This window comes from Sporosarcina sp. FA15 (assembly GCF_051550195.1).
Classification (GTDB): Bacteria; Bacillota; Bacilli; order Bacillales_A; family Planococcaceae; genus Sporosarcina; species Sporosarcina psychrophila.
The window spans coordinates 2,308,727-2,328,868 of sequence record NZ_CP188818.1; the positions used below are offsets into that span (position 1 = coordinate 2,308,727).

Annotated in this window: 14 protein-coding genes and 1 tRNA gene; 4 read left to right on the top strand and 11 right to left on the bottom strand. The window is 41.7% G+C overall.

All coding sequences use genetic code 11. From position 1 onward, the window contains the following. Positions 1-157: 157 nt before the first annotated feature. Positions 158-1,918 carry a B12-binding domain-containing radical SAM protein gene (locus tag ACP8HG_RS11135; RefSeq protein ID WP_340740470.1) on the top strand — a complete coding sequence of 587 codons (1,761 nt, stop codon included), beginning with the start codon at positions 158-160 and terminating at the stop codon, positions 1,916-1,918. A 313-nt stretch (positions 1,919-2,231) separates the two neighbouring features. Here ACP8HG_RS11135 and ACP8HG_RS11140 read toward each other — a convergent pair whose 3' ends face one another. The 8 genes from ACP8HG_RS11140 to ACP8HG_RS11175 form a co-directional block, all read right to left on the bottom strand. After that, positions 2,232-3,581 carry a TrkH family potassium uptake protein gene (locus ACP8HG_RS11140; RefSeq protein ID WP_438298645.1) on the bottom strand — a complete coding sequence of 450 codons (1,350 nt, stop codon included), beginning with the start codon at positions 3,579-3,581 and terminating at the stop codon, positions 2,232-2,234. A 128-nt stretch (positions 3,582-3,709) separates the two neighbouring features. Further along, entirely contained in the window at positions 3,710-4,465 is a 756-nt protein-coding gene (locus tag ACP8HG_RS11145) for a TerC family protein (protein WP_354312384.1), read from the bottom strand. A 244-nt stretch (positions 4,466-4,709) separates the two neighbouring features. Beyond that, positions 4,710-5,798: an SDR family oxidoreductase gene (locus ACP8HG_RS11150; protein WP_438296275.1), complete on the bottom strand. Its 1,089-nt coding sequence runs from the start codon at positions 5,796-5,798 to the stop codon at positions 4,710-4,712. Positions 5,799-6,268: 470 nt separating this feature from the next. Beyond that, positions 6,269-6,562, bottom strand: a complete 294-nt coding sequence (locus ACP8HG_RS11155; RefSeq protein ID WP_438296277.1) for a hypothetical protein — start codon at positions 6,560-6,562, stop codon at positions 6,269-6,271. Positions 6,563-6,705: 143 nt separating this feature from the next. Then, entirely contained in the window at positions 6,706-9,771 is a 3,066-nt protein-coding gene (locus tag ACP8HG_RS11160; RefSeq protein WP_438296279.1) for an efflux RND transporter permease subunit, read from the bottom strand. Between the two features lie 385 nt (positions 9,772-10,156). Continuing rightward, the gene (locus ACP8HG_RS11165; protein ID WP_067211702.1) at positions 10,157-11,731 is read right to left on the bottom strand and encodes a peptide chain release factor 3; all 1,575 of its coding nucleotides are present in this window, start codon (positions 11,729-11,731) and stop codon (positions 10,157-10,159) included. 199 nt (positions 11,732-11,930) lie between these two features. After that, a complete protein-coding gene (locus ACP8HG_RS11170; RefSeq protein WP_438296282.1) occupies positions 11,931-13,421 on the bottom strand; it encodes a UDP-N-acetylmuramoyl-L-alanyl-D-glutamate--2,6-diaminopimelate ligase in 1,491 nt (496 codons plus the stop codon). A gap of 13 nt (positions 13,422-13,434) precedes the next feature. Continuing rightward, entirely contained in the window at positions 13,435-14,487 is a 1,053-nt protein-coding gene (locus tag ACP8HG_RS11175) for a M42 family metallopeptidase (protein WP_338655682.1), read from the bottom strand. A 94-nt stretch (positions 14,488-14,581) separates the two neighbouring features. Here ACP8HG_RS11175 and ACP8HG_RS11180 point away from each other — a divergent pair, with 94 nt between their 5' ends. Continuing rightward, the gene (locus ACP8HG_RS11180) at positions 14,582-16,150 is read left to right on the top strand and encodes a two-component system sensor histidine kinase NtrB (RefSeq protein ID WP_338655680.1); all 1,569 of its coding nucleotides are present in this window, start codon (positions 14,582-14,584) and stop codon (positions 16,148-16,150) included. A 22-nt stretch (positions 16,151-16,172) separates the two neighbouring features. Here ACP8HG_RS11180 and ACP8HG_RS11185 read toward each other — a convergent pair whose 3' ends face one another. Then, positions 16,173-17,561: an aldehyde dehydrogenase gene (locus ACP8HG_RS11185; protein WP_340740475.1), complete on the bottom strand. Its 1,389-nt coding sequence runs from the start codon at positions 17,559-17,561 to the stop codon at positions 16,173-16,175. Between the two features lie 80 nt (positions 17,562-17,641). Then, entirely contained in the window at positions 17,642-18,580 is a 939-nt protein-coding gene (locus ACP8HG_RS11190) for a Gfo/Idh/MocA family protein (RefSeq protein ID WP_187045495.1), read from the bottom strand. 144 nt (positions 18,581-18,724) lie between these two features. Here ACP8HG_RS11190 and ACP8HG_RS11195 point away from each other — a divergent pair, with 144 nt between their 5' ends. Then, a complete protein-coding gene (locus ACP8HG_RS11195; protein ID WP_187045496.1) occupies positions 18,725-18,868 on the top strand; it encodes a hypothetical protein in 144 nt (47 codons plus the stop codon). 193 nt (positions 18,869-19,061) lie between these two features. Here the strand turns inward: ACP8HG_RS11195 and ACP8HG_RS11200 are convergent, their stop codons facing one another. Continuing rightward, positions 19,062-19,907: a DNA-3-methyladenine glycosylase family protein gene (locus ACP8HG_RS11200; RefSeq protein ID WP_340742527.1), complete on the bottom strand. Its 846-nt coding sequence runs from the start codon at positions 19,905-19,907 to the stop codon at positions 19,062-19,064. A 139-nt stretch (positions 19,908-20,046) separates the two neighbouring features. On the opposite strand from ACP8HG_RS11200, the gene ACP8HG_RS11205 reads away from it, so the two are divergent. After that, positions 20,047-20,119: transfer RNA gene (locus ACP8HG_RS11205), tRNA-Val, on the top strand. The last annotated feature ends 23 nt before the right edge of the window (positions 20,120-20,142 follow it).

A 20,142-nucleotide genomic window follows, 5' to 3' on the forward strand; every position in this document is an offset into this window, starting at 1 on the left:
AAAAATAACACTGATTCATGCAGAAAGATTAAATTCATACAATAATAAGCTTATTCAAATTATTCCATATTTACGGTGTGATAGGAATGGTCCTTTTTACCTAAATAAGATGAATGCTTGACTTGATAATAACGTTAGAGAGAAAAGGGTTAGAGCTATGAACATTGTACTATCAACATTAAACGCAAAATATATCCATACAAATTTAGCCATTCGCTGCTTAAAAACTTATGCAATGCCAGAGTACAGTCCGGTCATTGCAGAGTACACAATTAAAGATCCGACCATGAATATTGTATCAGATTTATATCAAAAAATGCCGAATGTTGTCGGTTTTAGTTTATATATTTGGAACATTGAAGAAACAATAAAAGTGATGCGTATGCTAAAAAAAGTAAAACCTGACGTGAAAATTATCGCCGGTGGCCCCGAAGTAACATACGATTACGATTACTGGTTAGAACGTGTACCCGAAATTGATGTCATTGTGATCGGAGAAGGAGAACGAACATTTAAACATCTACTTGACGTCTATGCGGGGAAGGAAGACATAGCGGCTGTCCAAGGGATTGCCTATAGAGAAAGGGAACAACTGAAGATTACGGCGCCTGGGCCAAAACTAGATTTACGGGAACTTCCTTCCCCTTTCCAATTTGCAGAGGACATACCCGAGCTGGGCAAAAGAGTGACCTATATTGAAACAAGCCGCGGCTGTCCTTTTTCCTGTCAATTCTGTCTATCCTCTATCGAAGTAGGCGTCCGCTATTTCAACCGGGATGCCATTAAGGAGGATATCCGGTATTTGATGGCCAACGGTGCAAAAACAATCAAGTTTGTCGATCGCACATTCAATATTAGCAGAAGCTATGCGATGGAAATGTTCCAATTCTTGATTGATGAACATGTATCAGGCACTGTGTTCCAGTTTGAAATAACGGGAGATATTATGCGTCCTGAAGTCATCCAATTTCTAAATGATAATGCGCCAGCAGGACTATTCAGATTTGAAATTGGAGTTCAATCAACAAACGATTTAACAAATGAATTAGTCCAGCGCCGCCAAAATTTCGAAAAACTTTCCCGTACCGTAATGATGGTGAAAGAAGGTGGGAAGATTGACCAACATTTGGACTTGATTGCTGGCCTACCCGAAGAAGATTATAATTCTTTCCGAAAAACATTCAATGAGGTTTTTGCAATGAGGCCAGAAGAGATGCAGCTAGGCTTCCTTAAGTTACTCCGTGGAACTGGCTTACGTATACAAGCCGAACAATATGGCTATCAGTTTATCGACGAAGCACCTTATGAAATATTTTCAAATAACGTATTGACGTTTGATGATATCCTGCGAATCAAACAGACCGAGGATGTTCTAGAAAAGTATTGGAACGACAACCGATTACCGCGAACGGTGGAATATCTTGTATCAGAAGTCTTTGAAACGCCATTCGATTTCTTCCAACAATTCGGCTCCTACTGGGAGAATCAAGGTTGGTCCAGAATCGGACATCAGTTGGAAGACTTATTCATACGCTTGAATGACTTCCTAATGAAAGATGGACGTGCCGATATGGATATCACACGCAGTCTACTAAAAATTGATTACCTTGCACACCATAAGTTCCAACCGCGCAAAGTTTGGTGGATTGAGGATATGCCAGTTGAAGAACGCTCTACTATCGAACAGGCATTGCTCGAAAACCCAACTTTATTAGGAGAACGTTTCAGTTCTTTACGTTTGAATAACCGAAATATCCGTAAGCAAACGTTCATCACACCGATTGCTGTTCAACCTGAAGATGTAGAAATTGGTATTGTACAAAAGGCTGCTGGCTATCTTATCACCGTCTTCAGACATGATGATACCCCGTTCTTTATGTTCCTAGAACAATCAGGAAAAGCGCAAGGCGCCTTCTAGACGCGACAGGCATAAGTCGATCTAAGGGAAGGCAGTCTAAGATCGCGACATGCAGTCGTTGCCGCATAGCTGGATTGCTTATGACCCGAGCGGCTGGCGCCTGGAGCTAGACAATAAGAAAAGCGCAAGCGACTGGTAGACCCGAAAAGCGCTGGAGGGCCTGAAGATAAAGGCGTACTTTGCCTTTAACTTCAGGACTGAAGCGACTCGAGGGGCTAGGCGCTGGAGTCTAGACACTATTCTAAGTCAAAAAATATACTTTCTTATCTTTTGAAAAAGGCTGTCCCAATTTAAACTTGGGACAGCCTTTTTATTAACCAATAATAACCCTTTCTTTCGGGTAATGATATTTCAATTTCTTTGTTTTTCCTCCTAATGTAAAGAGGAACGAAATAAGCCCGACCCGTCCAATGAACATTAGTAACATAATAATCACTTTCCCAGTTACAGAAAGATCCGATGTGATACCAAGTGACATACCACATGTCCCGAAAGCTGACGTTATTTCAAACAGCAGTGCAATGACCGGCACACCGGGTTCTGTAATAAGTAGAATAAGGAGTGCGGTCATAACCATCACCAACGCCAAAATAATGACAGCATAAGAACGGAACACATCTATCAGTTTTATTTGCCTTTTAAAGACATTAATGACTTGATTACCGCGAGCAAAGTTTATAAGAAACAGCACTGCAATCGCGAATGTCGTCGTCCGAATTCCGCCGCCTACCGAACTTGGCGATGCACCTATAAACATCAGTGAACTGATGAAAATGTCCGTCGCTTCGCTAAATTTCGTCACATCATACGTTGTTAGTCCTCCTGATCTGGATGACACTGAATGGAATAACGCCGTAAATAGTTTCTCATGCCATGCCATCCCTTTGAACGAATGCATAGATTCCAAAATGAAAATCATAACTGCCCCGAAAACGAGTAAAAATCCAAACGTCGCTGTCGTTATTTTTGTGAATAAAGAAAAACGAAAATGAGGCACTTTTTTTGAAAAATAACTTTTCACTTCGATAAGAACCGGAAAACCGATGGCACCGAGGATAATTAGAATCATCGTTAATGTCTGAACGAAATAATCATTGAAATACTGCGCGAGTGACGTTCCTTTAATAGCAAAGCCCGCGTTCGTTGTCGCAGATACAGACATGAACATCCCGTTAAGAAGTGCTTCGCTAAATGTATCATAAAACCGCATAATATAAGCTGTAAATATAAGCCCACCGATGATTTCAATTAATAATATTATTTTAATAATTTCCTTGATTAGATGAACAAGTCCTGCAAGGTTATATTGATTATGTTCGACCATGATTAGTTGCCTTTCTCGTAAACCAATCCGCTTCTTAACGAGGAGCCAAAAAAATGTCCCTATCGACATAATTCCAATTCCACCAATTTGCAAAACAAGCATAAGCATACAAATGCCAAAAACCGAATAAGTACTTCCGATGCTGATGGGCGCCAGTCCAGTAACACTTACGGCACTTACGGCTGTAAACAAGCTGTCAATGAAACTTATCTTTACTCCAGGCAAGTATACTCCAGGCAAATTCATCAGTAGTAATGAAAAGGCGATGGCCAGAAAATAATAAAACACTATAACTTGTGCAGGTGTGAACCTGCGTAAATTCTCACGATTGAATTTCAACCAGTTCACCGTTCCTTTCACCAATAATATGGTGTCGTACCTATTTTAGAGAAGTCGCATGAAAAAGGAAAGGACGAATTTGATAAAAATAGAAAAGCAACCATGCAATCACATGGTTGCTTTTCATATTATGCTTTCTTTTTGTTATTTCTAACCCCCGCCAAGTAGCCACTTAGTGCTATTCCAACAAGGACAACCCAGAATGTCACTTGCCATAAAGTTGAATGCGGGAAGCTTTCATCGAGGATTCCCAAGCCTGGATGTGACAGTGTAAGCACAGCCAATTTGACACCGACCCATCCAACAATAAGAAATGCTGCTGTTTCCAAGGTAGGAAACTTTTGCAGAAGAACAACGAATTGACGTGCAGCAAATCGCATGATCACTAAGCCAATAATACCACCCAATAACATGACGATGAATTGTCCACCGTTAATGCCACCTATATCGAAGTTACCAAGCTTAGGCAACGTTACAGCAAGTGCAACCGCCGCCAACATCGAATCGAGCGCAAATGCGATATCCGCAAGTTCGACTTTCACAACAGTCATCCAAAAACCAGACTGCTTACGTTTTTTAGCATCAGGATGTGTATCCTCACCTTTTCGCTGATCCATAATATTCTTAATGGAAATGAACAATAAGTAGATTGCTCCGAGCGCTTGAATTTGCCAAATATTCACTAGGAACGTGATCATGAACAAAGCTGCAAAGCGGAAGACAAACGCTCCTAATAAACCGTAAAAAAGTGCTTTCCTTTGCTGTTCACGCGGTAAATGCTTGACCATGACCGCCATAACAACGGCATTATCTGCTGCCAGTAATCCTTCTAGCACGATAAGTACAACGAGTACCCATGCGTATTCCAATAATATTGCTTCCAAATCGATTCCCCCTATTTTTTTGCAAAATAAAAGAGACCCTCACCTAATAAAAGGCAAAGGTCTCGCTAAGTCGGAATTTTAGTTTTGCAAAAATCCAGCTATCATAACCGATGGCAAAAGCCATGTATTGACGACTATGAAATAGGTTTCCCTATAGCTACTCCCCCTTGACATAAAGTCAAAAGTTATTAAGTTCGGGTTCTTTTGTTTGATTATACCATAGTTGGTCAAAAAGTAAATATTATTACCCGATTTTTATATGATAATCGCTATTTTTCTTATTCTTTTCATAAAATGCTGTCATGGATGGAATCGAGGCTAGGAAATCAGCACAGTGTATATCGCTTCCTTGCAGTAGCTCCTCTGCAACTGTCGTATCGAAAGTGGCATCCCACATCATATAATCCAGTGTTTCTGCCTCCACGCCAAGTCTACGCTGTAAGCGGATTGAGGAAAGACCTCTTTCCGCAAGAAGCCGCGGCAATCTGCCTTTAGGCTTTTTGCCGGTCAATTCAACGACCATTGCGCAGTAAATCTCTTCAATCGGGTGCGGTGTAGGATCTGTTAAGTGAACCGTTTTACCAGTAGCTCCTATGTGATTGGATAAATACACTGAAGCCTCGATTATATAATCAATCGGCACAACATTTATGCATGCCTGCGTTTTCCCCACGTAAGGAATAATTGGCATCCATCGCAATTTATCGATCATATTCATAAAGAAATATGGCCCGTCAAACTTAATCGTCTCCCCAGTTTTCGAGTGGCCTCGTACAATTCCAGGTCGGATAATAGTCACGGCTGCCTCCTTCTTCAGTTCTTCCACAAGTAGTTCCGCTTCAAATTTGGTTTCTTCATAATGATTTTTAAAAGAAGTCGGACGAATCAGCTCAGTTTCAAGCAACTTACCCTCTCGTTTTCCTGCAACATACGCTGTACTAAAATACACGAACCGCTCAATAGAAGAATGAGTCCGGACAAATTCAATCACTTGTCTCGTCCCCTCAACATTTACCTCCCGAGCAATTTCAGCTTTTACCGCGAGATCATATATGGCGGCGAGATGCCACACAGTTAACTTTTCCTCGTGCAAATCTTTAATCGTCTGCTGCGCCATCCCAAGTCCTGATTGCGTAATATCCCCGACCAGAATTTCAAACGGAAAAGTAACATTCATTTCTCTCATAATAGAAGTAGCTTTTTCCTTTGCGAGACCAGCTTGGCTAGATTGAACGACTACGTAAACCTTCCTCACTTCTCCAACACGTACCAATTCTTTTATCAATTGCGTAGCAATAAATCCAGGAAAGCCGGTAAAGAAATGAGTTCGCATATAATCCCCCCCTTATTTTGTAGTATAACATTTGAATTAGACTGTTAGAAGAATATTCTGTTTACTGCCCGACTGGTTCCCTTAGAATAGTTATGATTGCACGTCTGTTGATTAACCATTTTCTTGCATAAAGAGCAGGTAAGAAATGCTTGAAGAACACCGTTTCACCGGATCATTTCCAGTCCGCTTTTGGCGAACTATTCATGACAACTTTACCGAGGGGCAAGTGTGGGTAGAAATGACTTCGTCATTCCTACCCACACTCTTTTCAGTAATCCTGTTACGACTAGTTGCCTGTGGCGTTCCTACAACGTTCAAGTGAAAAATACAGCTGTTTTAGAAAAAAAGAATAGATGACTTTTATAAGGTTATAAGTGCCCGAAGATACAATTTCGGGCACTCTTGCACGTTGTACAATGTGTTCTTGCTTACTTTGAGTAAAGTGTACGCGTCATATCATGCGATGAACTTTAAGAAAGTGACTCTTCCTTAACTAAAAAAGACAAGACTATGGAGAAGACTTCAGCCGCCAAAATTGCATCTTTGGCGGCTATTATCCAGATAAGCAGCCCCGCTATTTTTTCGTCCCGAAAAGCTTTAGCACTTTGTGTACGTATCCATTTGGATAGCGACGGATGAATAAGCACCATACGATTACCGAAAAAATGTGTAGTGATGCGACGAAGTCGCATTCCTACACATAAAGACATCTCGGTAATCGTATAGAGGTCGTTCAATCCAAGCAATCCAAATATACTGTACACGAAGCGCCTGCTGTTTGATTAAGTTATTTACTGGTTGTTTTTGGTTAATCAACACATGTGTTATGATTGTTAACTTTGAGTTTATTACCGTCATGAAAAACTCAACAATTAAAAGAACCTCCCAATAAAGGGAGGCTCTACGGTTATTTACTTTCGACTGCACGTTTTCTCGTCTGTCGATCAAATAAGCTATAAATGATTGGTACAATATACAACGTGAACAAGGTCGAACTAAGTAATCCACCGATAACTGCAATTCCCATCGGCTGATTCATCTCGGTTCCTTCACCAATACCCAGCGCAAGAGGTAATAAGCCAAGAATAGTCGTCAGTGCAGTCATTAGGATCGGACGTAAACGATCCCTGGCCGAGGCAATAATAGCATCATATGAGCTGAGTCCCGCTTCTTTTCGCTGATTAATATAATCAACCAGGACAATCCCGTTGTTGACCACGATACCAACGAGGACGAGAATCCCGATTATTGCTGTGACACTGATTGGCGTACTTGTCAGGAAGAGGCCTAGCCCTACTCCAATGATCATAAGGGGCACAGAGAACATAATGACAAATGGGTATTTAAATGATTCGAACTGTGCCGCCATGACAATGTAGACAAGTACAACGGCTAGTAGTATCGCCATGACCATATCATCAATCGCACTTTCGAATAACTCTCTGTCACCGCCAAATGTTAGGTCAATTTCTTCCGGCAACTTAAGCCTATCAATTGTATCATTCACTTTAGCCGTCATATCACCAAGTGATTGAAACGATTCATACTTCATAGTAAATGTTACCGAGTGTGCTTGATCGACTCGTTGGATAGAAACGGGTCCTTCCGCAATTTCAATTTTAGCAACTTCCCCAAGTCTCACAAATGTACCTGTTGGAGTACGGAGTTCCAATTTTTTCAACTGGTCCATACTGTTACGGAACTTCTTATCGTATTTCACATAGACACCGAACACTTCGTCGTTTTTTCCGATAATCTGTGTGGCTAATGAACCACGAGTCACACTGTTTACTGTTTGTGCAATTTGATAAGGCGCCAGTCCATTGTTAGATGCTTTTTGGCGGTCCACTTCAATTTGGATTTCTTGAACAGTATTTTGAAGATTATTTGTCACTTCCGTTACGGAATCAAGTTCGACCAGTTCATTGTTCAAGTTTGTAACTGCTTCGTTCAGACGTTCTTCGTCTGTATCCTTCAATGAGAATGTCAACGTATTCGGACTTGAACCCGCTGCTGTCTGCATCACGAAGCCTATTTTGGCAGCGTCACCTACAGTTTTCAATACTTTGGGTTGCACATCATCTACGAATTTAAAGATCGAGCGTTCCCTTTCCGCAAGCGGTACAAGTTTGACGGATATTTCTGCAATATTAGCTTTAGATGTACCTTGCGCGATATCCTGTTGCGTTCCACCAACAAGACTAACGTATACTTCCACATCATGCTCATCTTTCAATTGCGCTTCAATTCGTTTTACTACTTCATCTGTCGCATCTGAAGATGAACCGTTTGGTAACTTCACTGTAATGCTGACAAATCCCTCATCAGTCGCTGGCAAGAATTCGGTTCCGACCTTAGTTAAAGCAAAACTACTTAACACCAGCACAATTAGTGTAGTTAACAGGACAACAGAACGATGTTTCAGTGCCCACTTCACCGATCTTTCAAAGTTATTCAATCCTTTTGAGCGGCGTCTCCTAGCTGCTATATTTTTCGTCGGTTTCTTTAGCATACGGCTCGCCATCATGGGTACAACCGTCAATGCAACAACGAGTGATGCGAATAAACTAAAGGAAATTGTCAAGGCAAATTCCGTGAAAATCTGCCCGATTAATCCGCTGATGAAAATAACTGGGACAAAAACGGCAAGCGTTGTTAACGTTGACGCAATAATGGCACCGCCAATTTCCTTCGAACCTTCAGAGGCTGCAATTTGCGGATCCTTCCCCATAGCAAGATGTCGTTCAATATTTTCAATGACGACAATCGAGTTATCAACTAGCATCCCTATACCAAGCGCAAGCGCACCAAGAGTCATAATATTAAGCGAGAAATCAGCAAAATACATGAGAACAAATGTCACAATGACCGAATATGGAATGGCAATACCAATAATAATTGGACTTTTTATGCCACGCAGGAAGAAGAACAATACAAGCATTGCGAAAATACCGCCTAAAATAAGCGACTGTCCAATATTTCCTATGGCGAGTTTTACATAATCCCCTTGGTCAAATAAAATATCTGACTCGACACCTTTGAATTCTTCTTTTTCCAACAGATTGTCAAGAGCCTCTTTGAAGGCGGTCGACACATCCGCTGTATTTGCACCAGATTCTTGCAACACGGACATCAGAACAGCCTGCTGGTCATTTGCACGCGTTTCTGTGGCAGACTCTGCTTCGACAAGTGCAACATCCGCCACATCTGCAATTGTTACTGTAGCGCCATTTAACGGATTCGCACCAATCGCGATACTCCGAATGTCGGAGATGGTCGTTAATGTACTGACAATACGGGTTGTAAGTTGCTTGCCATCCACCGTTTTAATTGGTTCACCAGGCATAGACACATTGTTTGCTTGAATCATCTTGACGATATCGGCTTGTTCAAGGCCATTCGCTACGAGTTTGTTCTGATCCATAATGATTTGTACTTCTTCTATCAATTGACCCGAAACGGAAACACTTGCTACGCCTTTCGTCCGGCGTAATTCAGTTTCTAGCTGATCCGCAATTTTCCGGATATCTGTATCATCCGCAGTTGCACGCAGTGACAATTGAATAACCGGGAACTGGGACGGATCAAATTTCATAAAACGTGGTTTTGTGGCACCTTCTGGGACTGGAATTTGATCTACCCTTTGCATAATATCGAGCTGGACATCATCGATTTTCGTTGACCAGTCAAACATAAGTAAGATGAAATTGGCGCCCTCCTGCGAGGTGGATTGCATTGATTTCAATCCAGGCGCAGTCGAAAGACTCGCTTCGAGTGGTTTTGTTATTTTCTCGCTCACTTCTGCCGGAGATGCACCTGGATAACTTGTCACAACGACAGCAATCGGCGGGTTCAATTCTGGTATTAGCGTCACTGGAATACGAAAGAATGATACCGCCCCTAAAATGATGATAAGAAACATAATGACAATCGTAAATACGGGCCTTTTTATAGAAAAATCACTAATTTTCATGGACACGTTCCTTTCTTTATTGGAAAAGCGGAAGGCGCCGCCTAGCCCCGACAGGCATAAGTGATAAAGGAAGTCAGTCTAAGAACGCGACGTCCTGTCGCAACAAGGAGGTATGTAGTTCAATCCCTCCCCGCTGCGTAACTCACATCCTGTAAGCCTCCGAGTGGTTGGCGCCTGGAGTCTAGACAACGACCAAAGTAGAAAAAATCGGTATTTTCTTATCTTTTAAAAAAGCTTCACTCCATTAATCATAATGAAACATGGTGTCGACTTCAAACGGGAGCGCCTAAAGCTTTGGTAACGGACTTAATTAATATCCTTCAACTGTTCGTAAATGATAAGAAAACCCGACAGGACGGATAGACCGTCTTGCCGGGTTTTTAAATTATAATTGGCTATATAATTCGATTTCCGGATACTTATCATGGAACCAACGCATTGCAAAATCGTTTTCAAATAAGAATACACGTTTGTCGTGGCGATCTTTTACAAGCATTGCTCGTTGCCCTGCCATCGATTCTTTGACGTCACCTTCGTTGACAATCCAGCGCGCAACTTTCGAACCGACGTGCTCCATGCGCACTTCGACGTTATACTCATTCTTCATTCGGTGCTCGAACACTTCAAATTGAAGTTGACCAACTGCACCTAAAAGTACTTCCTCAGTATGGAGCGTCCGGTAATATTGAATTGCTCCCTCTTGCACAAGCTGAAGAATTCCTTTATGGAAATGTTTAGACTTCATAACGTTTTTCGCTGTTACCCGAACAAAGAGTTCCGGTGTAAACTGTGGTAACGCATCGAATAGGAAGTTTGATTTACCACCGATTACTGTATCCCCGATTTGGTAGTTACCTGTATCGTGAAGTCCAATAATATCACCAGCTACCGCTTCCTCCACTATTTCACGATCATCCGCAAGGAACTGCGTTGTCTGTGTCAGTTTGAATGTCCTGGAAATACGCGGAACCGTTACAGTCATTCCACGTTCGAATGCACCTGAAACAATACGAACGAATGCGATTCTATCACGGTGCATCGGATTCATATTCGCTTGAATTTTGAAGATAAAACCTGAAAACTCTTCCGAATACGGATCGATTTCTGTTTTATCTTTTGTTATTCGTGGTTGTGGTGGTGGTGAAAACTGTAAAAACGTTTCCAAAAATGTCTGCACACCAAAGTTTGTCAATGCACTGCCGAAAAATACAGGTGTCAGTTCACCTATTGCTATTTTCTCTTCATCAAAATCATTGCCTGCTTCGTTAAGAAGTAGAACGTCTTCAAGTGCTTGCTTATAATATGATGTTTCCATCATTGGATGTGGTTCTGCAAGCCCTCCGTCTTCATTGATCGCAAGAAAACGCTTGTCATCGTCAACCCGTACCTGTTCAACACGGTTGTTAAAACGATCGTAAATACCAAGGAACTCTTTACCCATTCCAATTGGCCAGTTCATCGCGTAAGACTGGATACCAAGCACTTCTTCCAATTCTTCCATCAGTTCAAGCGGTTCTTTCCCTTGACGGTCCATTTTATTAATGAACGTGAAGATTGGAATCCCACGCATACGGCATACTTTGAATAATTTTATCGTCTGTGGCTCGATTCCTTTTGCTGAATCGACCATCATGACAGCCGCATCGACGGCCATAAGTGTACGATATGTGTCTTCACTGAAATCTTCGTGTCCCGGTGTATCCAAGATGTTAACGCGCTTACCATCGTAATCGAATTGCATGACGGATGATGTTACCGAAATTCCACGTTGCTTCTCAATTTCCATCCAGTCAGAAGTTGCGAATTTCCCTGATTTCTTACCTTTTACTGTTCCGGCATCGCGGATTGCACCACCGAAATAGAGTAGTTTTTCTGTGATTGTCGTTTTCCCGGCATCCGGGTGAGAAATAATTGCAAACGTCCGGCGGGATGCAATTTCTTCATGTATTGGTTTGTCCATTGTATATTGTCTCCTTCTGCTCTGCTTTCCTTAGCATAGACACATTGGAGGATGATTTCAACAATTTTTTATCGGAATTAGTGAAGCACAGGTAAAACTGAACGTCAGATTCCCAAAACTCTTCAACAACAGCAAAACCACGATGTCATCCATTCCACATAAAAAAGAGCTATCCCAAAATCAGGACAACTCTCTCTACTCATTTTCCAACTAATCCTGTACCAAATTTCTTCTCTGCCTCTACCAGCGCAATCTCCGCGTCTGAGTGTGGGTATTTCGTAGAGCCGATAATTTGATAATCCTCATGCCCTTTACCAGCGAAAATGATAATGTCATCACGCTCTGCAACCGCTATCGCATGGCGCACTGCTTCCGGTCGGTCACCAATACATGCATACTGATTATGCTTCATACCCGCTTCCAACTCTGCAAGTATCGATTCATACGGCTCGTCCCGCGGATCGTCCGTCGTTAAGATTACATAATCTGCAACGGATGCTTTATCTGCCATAATCGGACGTTTTATCCGATCACGGTTGCCACCCGTACCAATGACGAATATTAGACGACTTCCTTCCTTCTTATAAGGAAGAACTGCATCAATCGCTTTTTCAATAGCATCAGGTGAATGCGCATAATCGACATACATTGTAATCGGCAATTCTGTCGGTACTTGTTCCATACGCCCTTTAACGGCTGAAATCTTCCCTAGATAGTTAATAACATCTTCAGTCATCATTCCTTTGGCATACAAAGTAGCGATGACCGCGAGCGCATTATAGACACTGAATTCACCAATGAGGCTCATGTCAACTCGGAATTCACCATCGGGCGCAGTAAGCCTGAATGTCGTACCATTTGCCCGTAGCTCAATATCCGATCCACGAAAAACGGCTTCATTTTGGATACCGTATGTCAAAACTGGATAAGAAGTCATTTCCAGTAGCTTGTTGCTCCATTCATCGTCTGCATTGACAACGGCAAATTTACGCTTTTCCAAGTCTTGTCCTAGCTGAGAAAACAACAATCCTTTCGCCTGACCATAATTGTCCATTGTCCCATGGTAATCGAGATGATCATGCGTTAGATTTGTAAAAACAGCGATGTCAAATTCCGTACCAGCCAAACGACCTTCCACTAGACCATGTGACGATACTTCCATCGTCATTGTTGTACATCCTTCATCCGCTGCACGGGCAATCATCCCTTGTGTCGTCAATACATCAGCCGTCGTGTTCTCAGTCTCATAAAGGGTTCCATCCAAATCGAAACCGATTGTTCCAGTAACGGCAGATTTCTCACCCGCCCGCTGAAGAATCGCTTGGATGATGCCACTGACACTCGTCTTGCCGTTCGTACCCGTTACCCCAATCATTGTCATCCGCTTCGATGGATAATCGTAAAAACGGGATGCCAACAAGCTGATAGCCCGTGACGTATTTTCAACCATAACAACCGCGACTTTATCCAAATCGACATCGACTTGCTTCGAAGCAACAATCACCCTTGCTCCATTGTCCACGGCTTTCCCAACGTAATTATGGCCATCTACCGTAAATCCTTCGATACAGACGAAAATTCCTCCTGCATTGACCGCGCGCGAATCAATCGCGATATCCGTCACAGTCAGCGGAACCACTCCTGCTACCCGTTTGACAGGTAACATTGAAAGTAACTTTTCCGTTTCCATTAAACCCCTCCGTTCAGTCCATCATTGCTGAAGTTACATATGCGTGAAGCAGTTGTGCTGATGCTTTTAGCGAATCGATATGTGTCCGTTCCAATGCATGTGATGATTCGATGCCTGGACCAAATAATGCATGTTTCACGTCAAAGCCCGCTCGAATTGCAGCAGATGCGTCTGAACCGTAAAACGGGTAAATATCAAGTTTGAACGGAATGTACCCTTCTTTGCAAAGGCCCGTCAAATGTTGTGTTAACGCATAATGATATGGCCCGCTTGAATCTTTCGCACAAATCGACACTGTATATTCGTCCGAAGTTTGCCCGTCACCAATCGCTCCCATATCGACTGCGATATACTCAACAGTCTCAACTGGAATATTAGAGTTACCACCATAACCGATTTCTTCATTGTTTGAAATATAGAAATGCGTCGTATGCGGAAGTTTGACTCCTTCTTCTTTCAATGAACGAATCAGTTCAAGCAACAGCGCAGTACTCGCTTTATCATCAAGATGACGTGACTTAATGAAACCGCTGTCCGTCGCTTCAAAACGAGGATCAAAGGATACAAAATCGCCCACTTCAATACCTAGTGCACGTGTTCCAGCTGCATCAGTTACTTTCTCGTCAATACGCACTTCGATATTTTCCACGCTTCGTTCTGCAGTCCCTGCGTTTTTATAAACATGAACTGTAGTCTGATGCATAAGAATTGTTCCTCGGACTTCTTTCCCTGACGCCGTATGAATGAGGCAGTATTCTCCTTCAACCGCGTTCCAATTGAAACCACCAATCATTGTCAACTTCAGGCGACCATTGCTTTTCACTTCTTTCACCATCGCCCCAAGTGTATCGGTATGCGCTGTAAGCAGACGATGTCGCGTTGAATCCACTCCTTCAATCGTTGCAATGATTGCCCCTTTGTTTGTTTTCTTATGTGTTACCCCAATTTCGTCAAGTTCCTTTGCTATTAACTTCATCACTTTTTCCGTATAACCTGACGGACTTGGTGTTTCTACAAGCCTTTTTAGCAGTTTAACAATACGTTTTTCATCAAATGTTGTAGTCATTTCTATTTCTCCTCTCTCTCGCGTCGAAATATGTAATTCAATCCCAATGTCGAATCATGTATGATAAGTATAAAGTAATGTTGTGAGGTGCCCAATGAAAGATTCGACAATCGTCCATTCACGCAATATGTTTATTATACTTTTTTTTGCCTCTAGCGTCACCGTACATATTTTCACGTCACTTCTTTTAGATTTTCATAGCGCAATGATTTCAGGCTTTATCGGATTGTTCATCGTTACTGTACTGTTTGTCCTTTATAAATCGGGGATGAATTCTCTTACTTTTCGAATTCCCCTAATAATTGGGTACTTTTTATATATACTTATTTCAAACTTAGTAAATCCTGATTTAGTACACTTATTTTATCTTATCTTCCCTATCGCCTTAGTGGCAATCTACAATATCACTTGGTTAAACATACTGATTATGGCCATCACGGGTATAGAAGTGTTTGTTTTATTTTACTTATTCAGTCCAATTTATAAATCAGTGGATGAAACTCAATTACTCCCCAATATAGCTTTCATTTTCAGCTTGGCGGTGTTCCTTTGCGTACTGTACACTTTCAGAATCACACCGGAATGGAACAATATCTTCAAGGAAAACAAGAAGTTGGATGTTTTACTTACATCCAGAGAAAGCTATCTCGATCTCTTTTTTGAGCATACGGAAGACGCAATTGTTGTGTTCGACTTAGATCAGAACATTGTCGCAATGAATCCCGCATTTGAAAAAACATACGGCTGGAAGCGCGAGGAATGCATGGGACGTTCTCCACGACTCTTCCCTTTGTCCGAGGATGCAACGATTGCAGAGAGGACAAAAAAATTATTGAACGGGGAAAGTTATCATTTTCTGCTAACCAAAGAGATGAGGAAAGATGGTACCGTGTTTGATGCTGAACTGACATTAGCCCCTATCTACGATTCTGAAAAAAAGTTAGTCGCCACGTCATTCATTGCACGCGACATTACACTTAAGCTACAAGCTGAACAACTAAAAATCGATACAGAAAAACTAAAAGTAATCGGTGAGATTGCAGCAAGCGTCGCCCACGAAGTACGTAATCCTATGACATCCATTTCAGGATTCGTACAGATGATGAACAACGATCCCGCTAATCCATATCGCGCATACACCGAAATTATGTATACAGAAATAAACCGTATTGATTTGATAGTCAGCGAGTTTCTCGTCCTATCAAAACCGAATTTAAAAAAATTCACTGATTTCTACATTGAAAAGTCACTTCTAGATGTAGTATCGATATTCGAAACGGAATTTAGTAATCGGTCAATTTTTTGCGATGTTCAGATTCCTAAAAATAATGCAATCATTAGAGGTAATGAAGATGGTATGAAACAAGTCTTCATTAACTTATTTAAAAATTCGTGTGAAGCGCTTGTAAAAAACGGCATAATCACTATCGTTGTCAAATTCCAAGACGAAAGAGTTACTATCTTCATCCGCGATAACGGTCCCGGGATGAATACCGAAACAATTGATAATCTATTTGAACCATTTTACACGACTAAAGCAGAAGGTACCGGCCTTGGCATGCTAATTACAAAAAAAATCATCGTCGATCAAGGCGGAACGATAACCGTGACCAGCAAAATAAATCATGGAACCGAAACAACGATTATACTTCCACTAGTTTAAACGAAAAGAAAACCGCCACCCATTAACGGATGAGCGGTTTTACTATTTTTAATTTATTGCCGTATGGCGGAAATGCAAGTGTCATTGGAATGGACGTACTTTTTTTCATCATGGATTTTGCATGTGTGAACGTATCGAAACTTGCTTTTCCATGGTATGCACTCATACCTGATGAACCGACTCCACCAAACGGTAAATTAACGTTACCAACATGCGCAATTGTATCGTTAATACATCCCCCGCCAAACTGCACGTTTTCAATGAAATAATCCGCGGCTTGCCCGTTTTCAGTAAACATATACGCCGCGAGCGGTTTTGGCAATTTACGAATACTTTGAATCGCTTCACCGAGATTCTCATACGTCATAACCGGTAGGATTGGACCGAATATCTCCTCTTCCATTGAAGCACTATTCCATGAAATAGTATCAAGCACTGTCGGTTCAATGAATAAATCTGAGCGGTCAGAACCACCACCACTTATCACATGTGCACAGTCTTTATTGATGATGTCAACTAGACGATTGAAATGTTTGTCACTGATAATTCTACCGTAGTCCGGACTTTTTGAAACATCTTTCCCGTAAAATTTACGGATTGCAGTAAGCATTTCTTTGACAAGTTTCTCTTTGACAGAATCATGAACAAGTATATAATCCGGCGCGACACATGTCTGTCCTGTATTAACAAATTTCCCCCAGACAATGCGTTCAGCTGCTTTTTTAATATTGGCAGACTGGTCTACAAGTGCAGGACTTTTCCCGCCAAGTTCAAGCGTAATTGGTGTCAGCCGTTCAGCTGCTGCCTTCATAATAACTTTCCCAACTGCTACACTGCCTGTGAAAAATATATAATCGAAGGAAGCGTGGATGAGTGCGGAAGTTTCTTCACGCTCCCCTTCTACGACTCGGATATAGTCTGGCGAGAATGTTTCTTTCACTATTTTTTTAATAATATGTGCCGTGTGGGCAGCTACCTCGGACGGTTTGACAATTGCGCAATTTCCACCTGCAATCGCTCCAACAAGCGGTTCCATCACAAGTTGAAACGGATAGTTAAATGGACCAATGATTAATACGGATCCGTATGGTTCACGAACAATGAAACTTTTCGCAGGTTGTAGATGAACAGGTGTCTTCACCGTCTCATCCTCCATCCAGCCTTCAAGATGCTTAATCATGTAAGAAATGCTTGAAAGGACGAAACCGATTTCCGTCACATAAGACTCGAAAGGACTTTTACGCAGATCTTTATGTAACGCTTCCGTAATTTCAGCTTCATTCGCAACAATTGCGTCTTTCAATGTCAAAAGCATTTCTTTACGGAATGCAAAACTCCTTGTTTGGCCTGAAAAATAATATGCGTGTTGGGAAGCAATCATCGATTCCACGTCTTGTGCAGTAAAGTTCAACTTATTCCCTCCATCCCTTTATACCTTCAATCATAGTTAGAATTGTTGCGGGATGCAAAAGTTAGCACTTTATTCCTTTATCAGGTCAAAAGGTGATCAATCAATTTTTGTATTTCAAGTCCTTCATCAAACGACACAAGTAGCGCAGTTTCACCGTTAGCTGCCGCAATGCACTCATCCGTAAGCGTTTTCACTGTATCGAAGGAAGTCAATATCTCAAAAGGACTGTCTTTTTGTGCCATGCTAAGTTCCGACCAATTGCGCAGTTTCAGAACACCTTCATCTCCATATACTGTATAGGACAGTTCTTCTTGTTGACCGATTCCCGAAACACCATTCAAGAAGACCGGAATGTCATCCGCGGTTTTTCCGATTGTAAGGACACTCGTTTCCGCAAGCGTTTCATCTTCAGGATAAACGGTTTGGTGGGAAGTAATCGCAAGTTGACCAAACATCCTGTACATAAGTTGAAGGTAATGCGGGAATACTTCTCGTGTAAAGCCGCCTTGTTTTCGCGAAGCGATCCACGGATTTTGTTGCCATAAACGTGGCCAATGCGGGAAATAAGTTTGTAGTTCAATTCGAATGATTTGACCAATTTCACCTTCATTAACAAGTTTCATCATATGACGAACGGACGAACTATACATGAGCGGAAAATGCATTGCCGTTTGAATTTTACTGTTCTCTGCAGCCGAAGCCATAACTAATCCATCTGTCACATCGTGTGCAAGTGGTTTTTCACAAAGCACATTCAAGCCTTTTGAAATCGCTGCCGTACTCAGCGCAGCATGCGATACGGGTGGAGTTCCAATATAGATCCAGTCAGGTTTCATCGCCAAAACCTCCTCATAAGAGGATGCCGCAAATAATCCGTATGTATCCGCCATTTCAGAAAGTCGTTCATCATTTTCATCAAACAAGGCAATAATTGTTGCAGATTCGTTATTGCGTAATTGATTGATGATTCGCTCGCCAACAATACCTGTACCAACGAGGGCAAATGTAGTTTTCTTCATAGAAATAACCCCTTTTCACGAATAATTGTATGAAAGGAAAAAGGATAGGTCTAACGATTCCTTTTCACCCTTTGACGTTTTGTATTATAGCATTGAAGGGAATAGAATGTTCAAATAACAAAGAATTTAAAGGAGGAAATGGACATGACAACAACTGATACTTGGTGGGAAACGATCTTTGAAGGAAATCTTTCATTGGGGATTAATAAAGAACGTCTTGTAGAACTTGAAGAAGAAAATTTCCTTTATTTTGATGAAGAGAAGCAACTACAGGTGCCTACACACTGATAATTATTGTAACTAACTTGTCAACGATACCAATTTCCAACGGACCATAAAAACAGCCTTTCCATGTATTTAAAATGGGAAAGCTGTTTTTTTATGTGTACGAATGGTGAGTTGATCTTTCGAGTGTGTGTTGTTTAGTTTTAGGCTTATGTTGTGCAGTTCTAGGCAAGCGTTGTTTAGTTCCCTATATACGTCACTCAATACTGTGCCACAGATAATGTGCTGCATAACTTAGGTACGGTGACCACTCTGGAAAACGGGCAAGCATTTCATCTTGCGTGGGCTTACGATCCATCTTCCACACCTGCTTCAATGCGTTTTGCAAACCAATATCCGCCAGTGGGAATAAATTTGGACGTCCGAGCCCAGACATTAGGAAACCTTGCGCAGTCCAAGGTCCTACACCACGGTAAGCAACAAGTTTTGAAGTTACTTCATCGTCATCCATTTTCCTGAACTGCTCAAGGTCAAGCGTCCCCTCTGCAATCGATTGCGACAAGCCAATGACATATTCAGCCTTACGCGTGCTAAACTGCAGGTCTCGAAGTACTGAGACGTCAAGCGACGCAATACGCTCAGGGGATGGATAACGCCAGACGTCATCGACCATCTCCCCAAATGATTCTACAAAACGTTGCGTCAACGTATGTGAGAACGACAAATTGAGTTGCTGGTGAATGATGCTTTTCATTAGTGTTCCATATAATGAAAAACTTTTAACAAGCGGGGTTCCTTCATACTCAAGAAATAGCGGCCCAAGATCTGTTCCCGCAAAATGTAACCCGATTGCATCCAACGGTTTATCAAAATGAAAGATTGATTTAACCGTTTCAATTTGACTATCATCAATTGCATTTCCCACTATAAATGCAGGTAGTTGTTTCGTGCCTGTACTTTGCAACGTGATATTATTTCCCTCTTCCATAGGGATGCGCACTATGCGGCTTTGCAAATCCACAGAATTCACCGGGTCCCCTGCCAACCGAATAATTGCCCGATCGAAATCATAGACATAAGGCAATGAAAATTGAACGTCGATAAGAAACACCCCCTTTTTTTACAGCATTCTAGTGTCTATTATACTCTTTTTTAAAAAACTTTTCCTAAAGGTGTTGACTTCTATTACAGACCCGCTATAATAATAAATGTGCAGTAAGCAGAAACACAATTTAATTCCCGGTTCCGTAGCTCAGCTGGGAGAGCACTACCTCGACAAGGTAGGGGTCGCTGGTTCGAGCCCAGTCGGGACCATTGGGTGCCAAACCCGAAGAAAA

What these genes read in the sequence shown, in the direction of transcription:
- ACP8HG_RS11135 (WP_340740470.1), top strand. Translation starts at nt 158, where the DNA reads ATGAACATTGTACTATCAACATTAAACGCAAAATATATCCATACAAAT.
- ACP8HG_RS11150 (WP_438296275.1), bottom strand. Translation starts at nt 5,798, where the DNA reads ATGCGAACTCATTTCTTTACCGGCTTTCCTGGATTTATTGCTACGCAA.
- ACP8HG_RS11160 (WP_438296279.1), bottom strand. Translation starts at nt 9,771, where the DNA reads ATGAAAATTAGTGATTTTTCTATAAAAAGGCCCGTATTTACGATTGTC.
- ACP8HG_RS11165 (WP_067211702.1), bottom strand. Translation starts at nt 11,731, where the DNA reads ATGGACAAACCAATACATGAAGAAATTGCATCCCGCCGGACGTTTGCA.
- ACP8HG_RS11170 (WP_438296282.1), bottom strand. Translation starts at nt 13,421, where the DNA reads ATGGAAACGGAAAAGTTACTTTCAATGTTACCTGTCAAACGGGTAGCA.
- ACP8HG_RS11175 (WP_338655682.1), bottom strand. Translation starts at nt 14,487, where the DNA reads ATGACTACAACATTTGATGAAAAACGTATTGTTAAACTGCTAAAAAGG.
- ACP8HG_RS11180 (WP_338655680.1), top strand. Translation starts at nt 14,582, where the DNA reads ATGAAAGATTCGACAATCGTCCATTCACGCAATATGTTTATTATACTT.
- ACP8HG_RS11190 (WP_187045495.1), bottom strand. Translation starts at nt 18,580, where the DNA reads ATGAAGAAAACTACATTTGCCCTCGTTGGTACAGGTATTGTTGGCGAG.
- ACP8HG_RS11195 (WP_187045496.1), top strand. Translation starts at nt 18,725, where the DNA reads ATGACAACAACTGATACTTGGTGGGAAACGATCTTTGAAGGAAATCTT.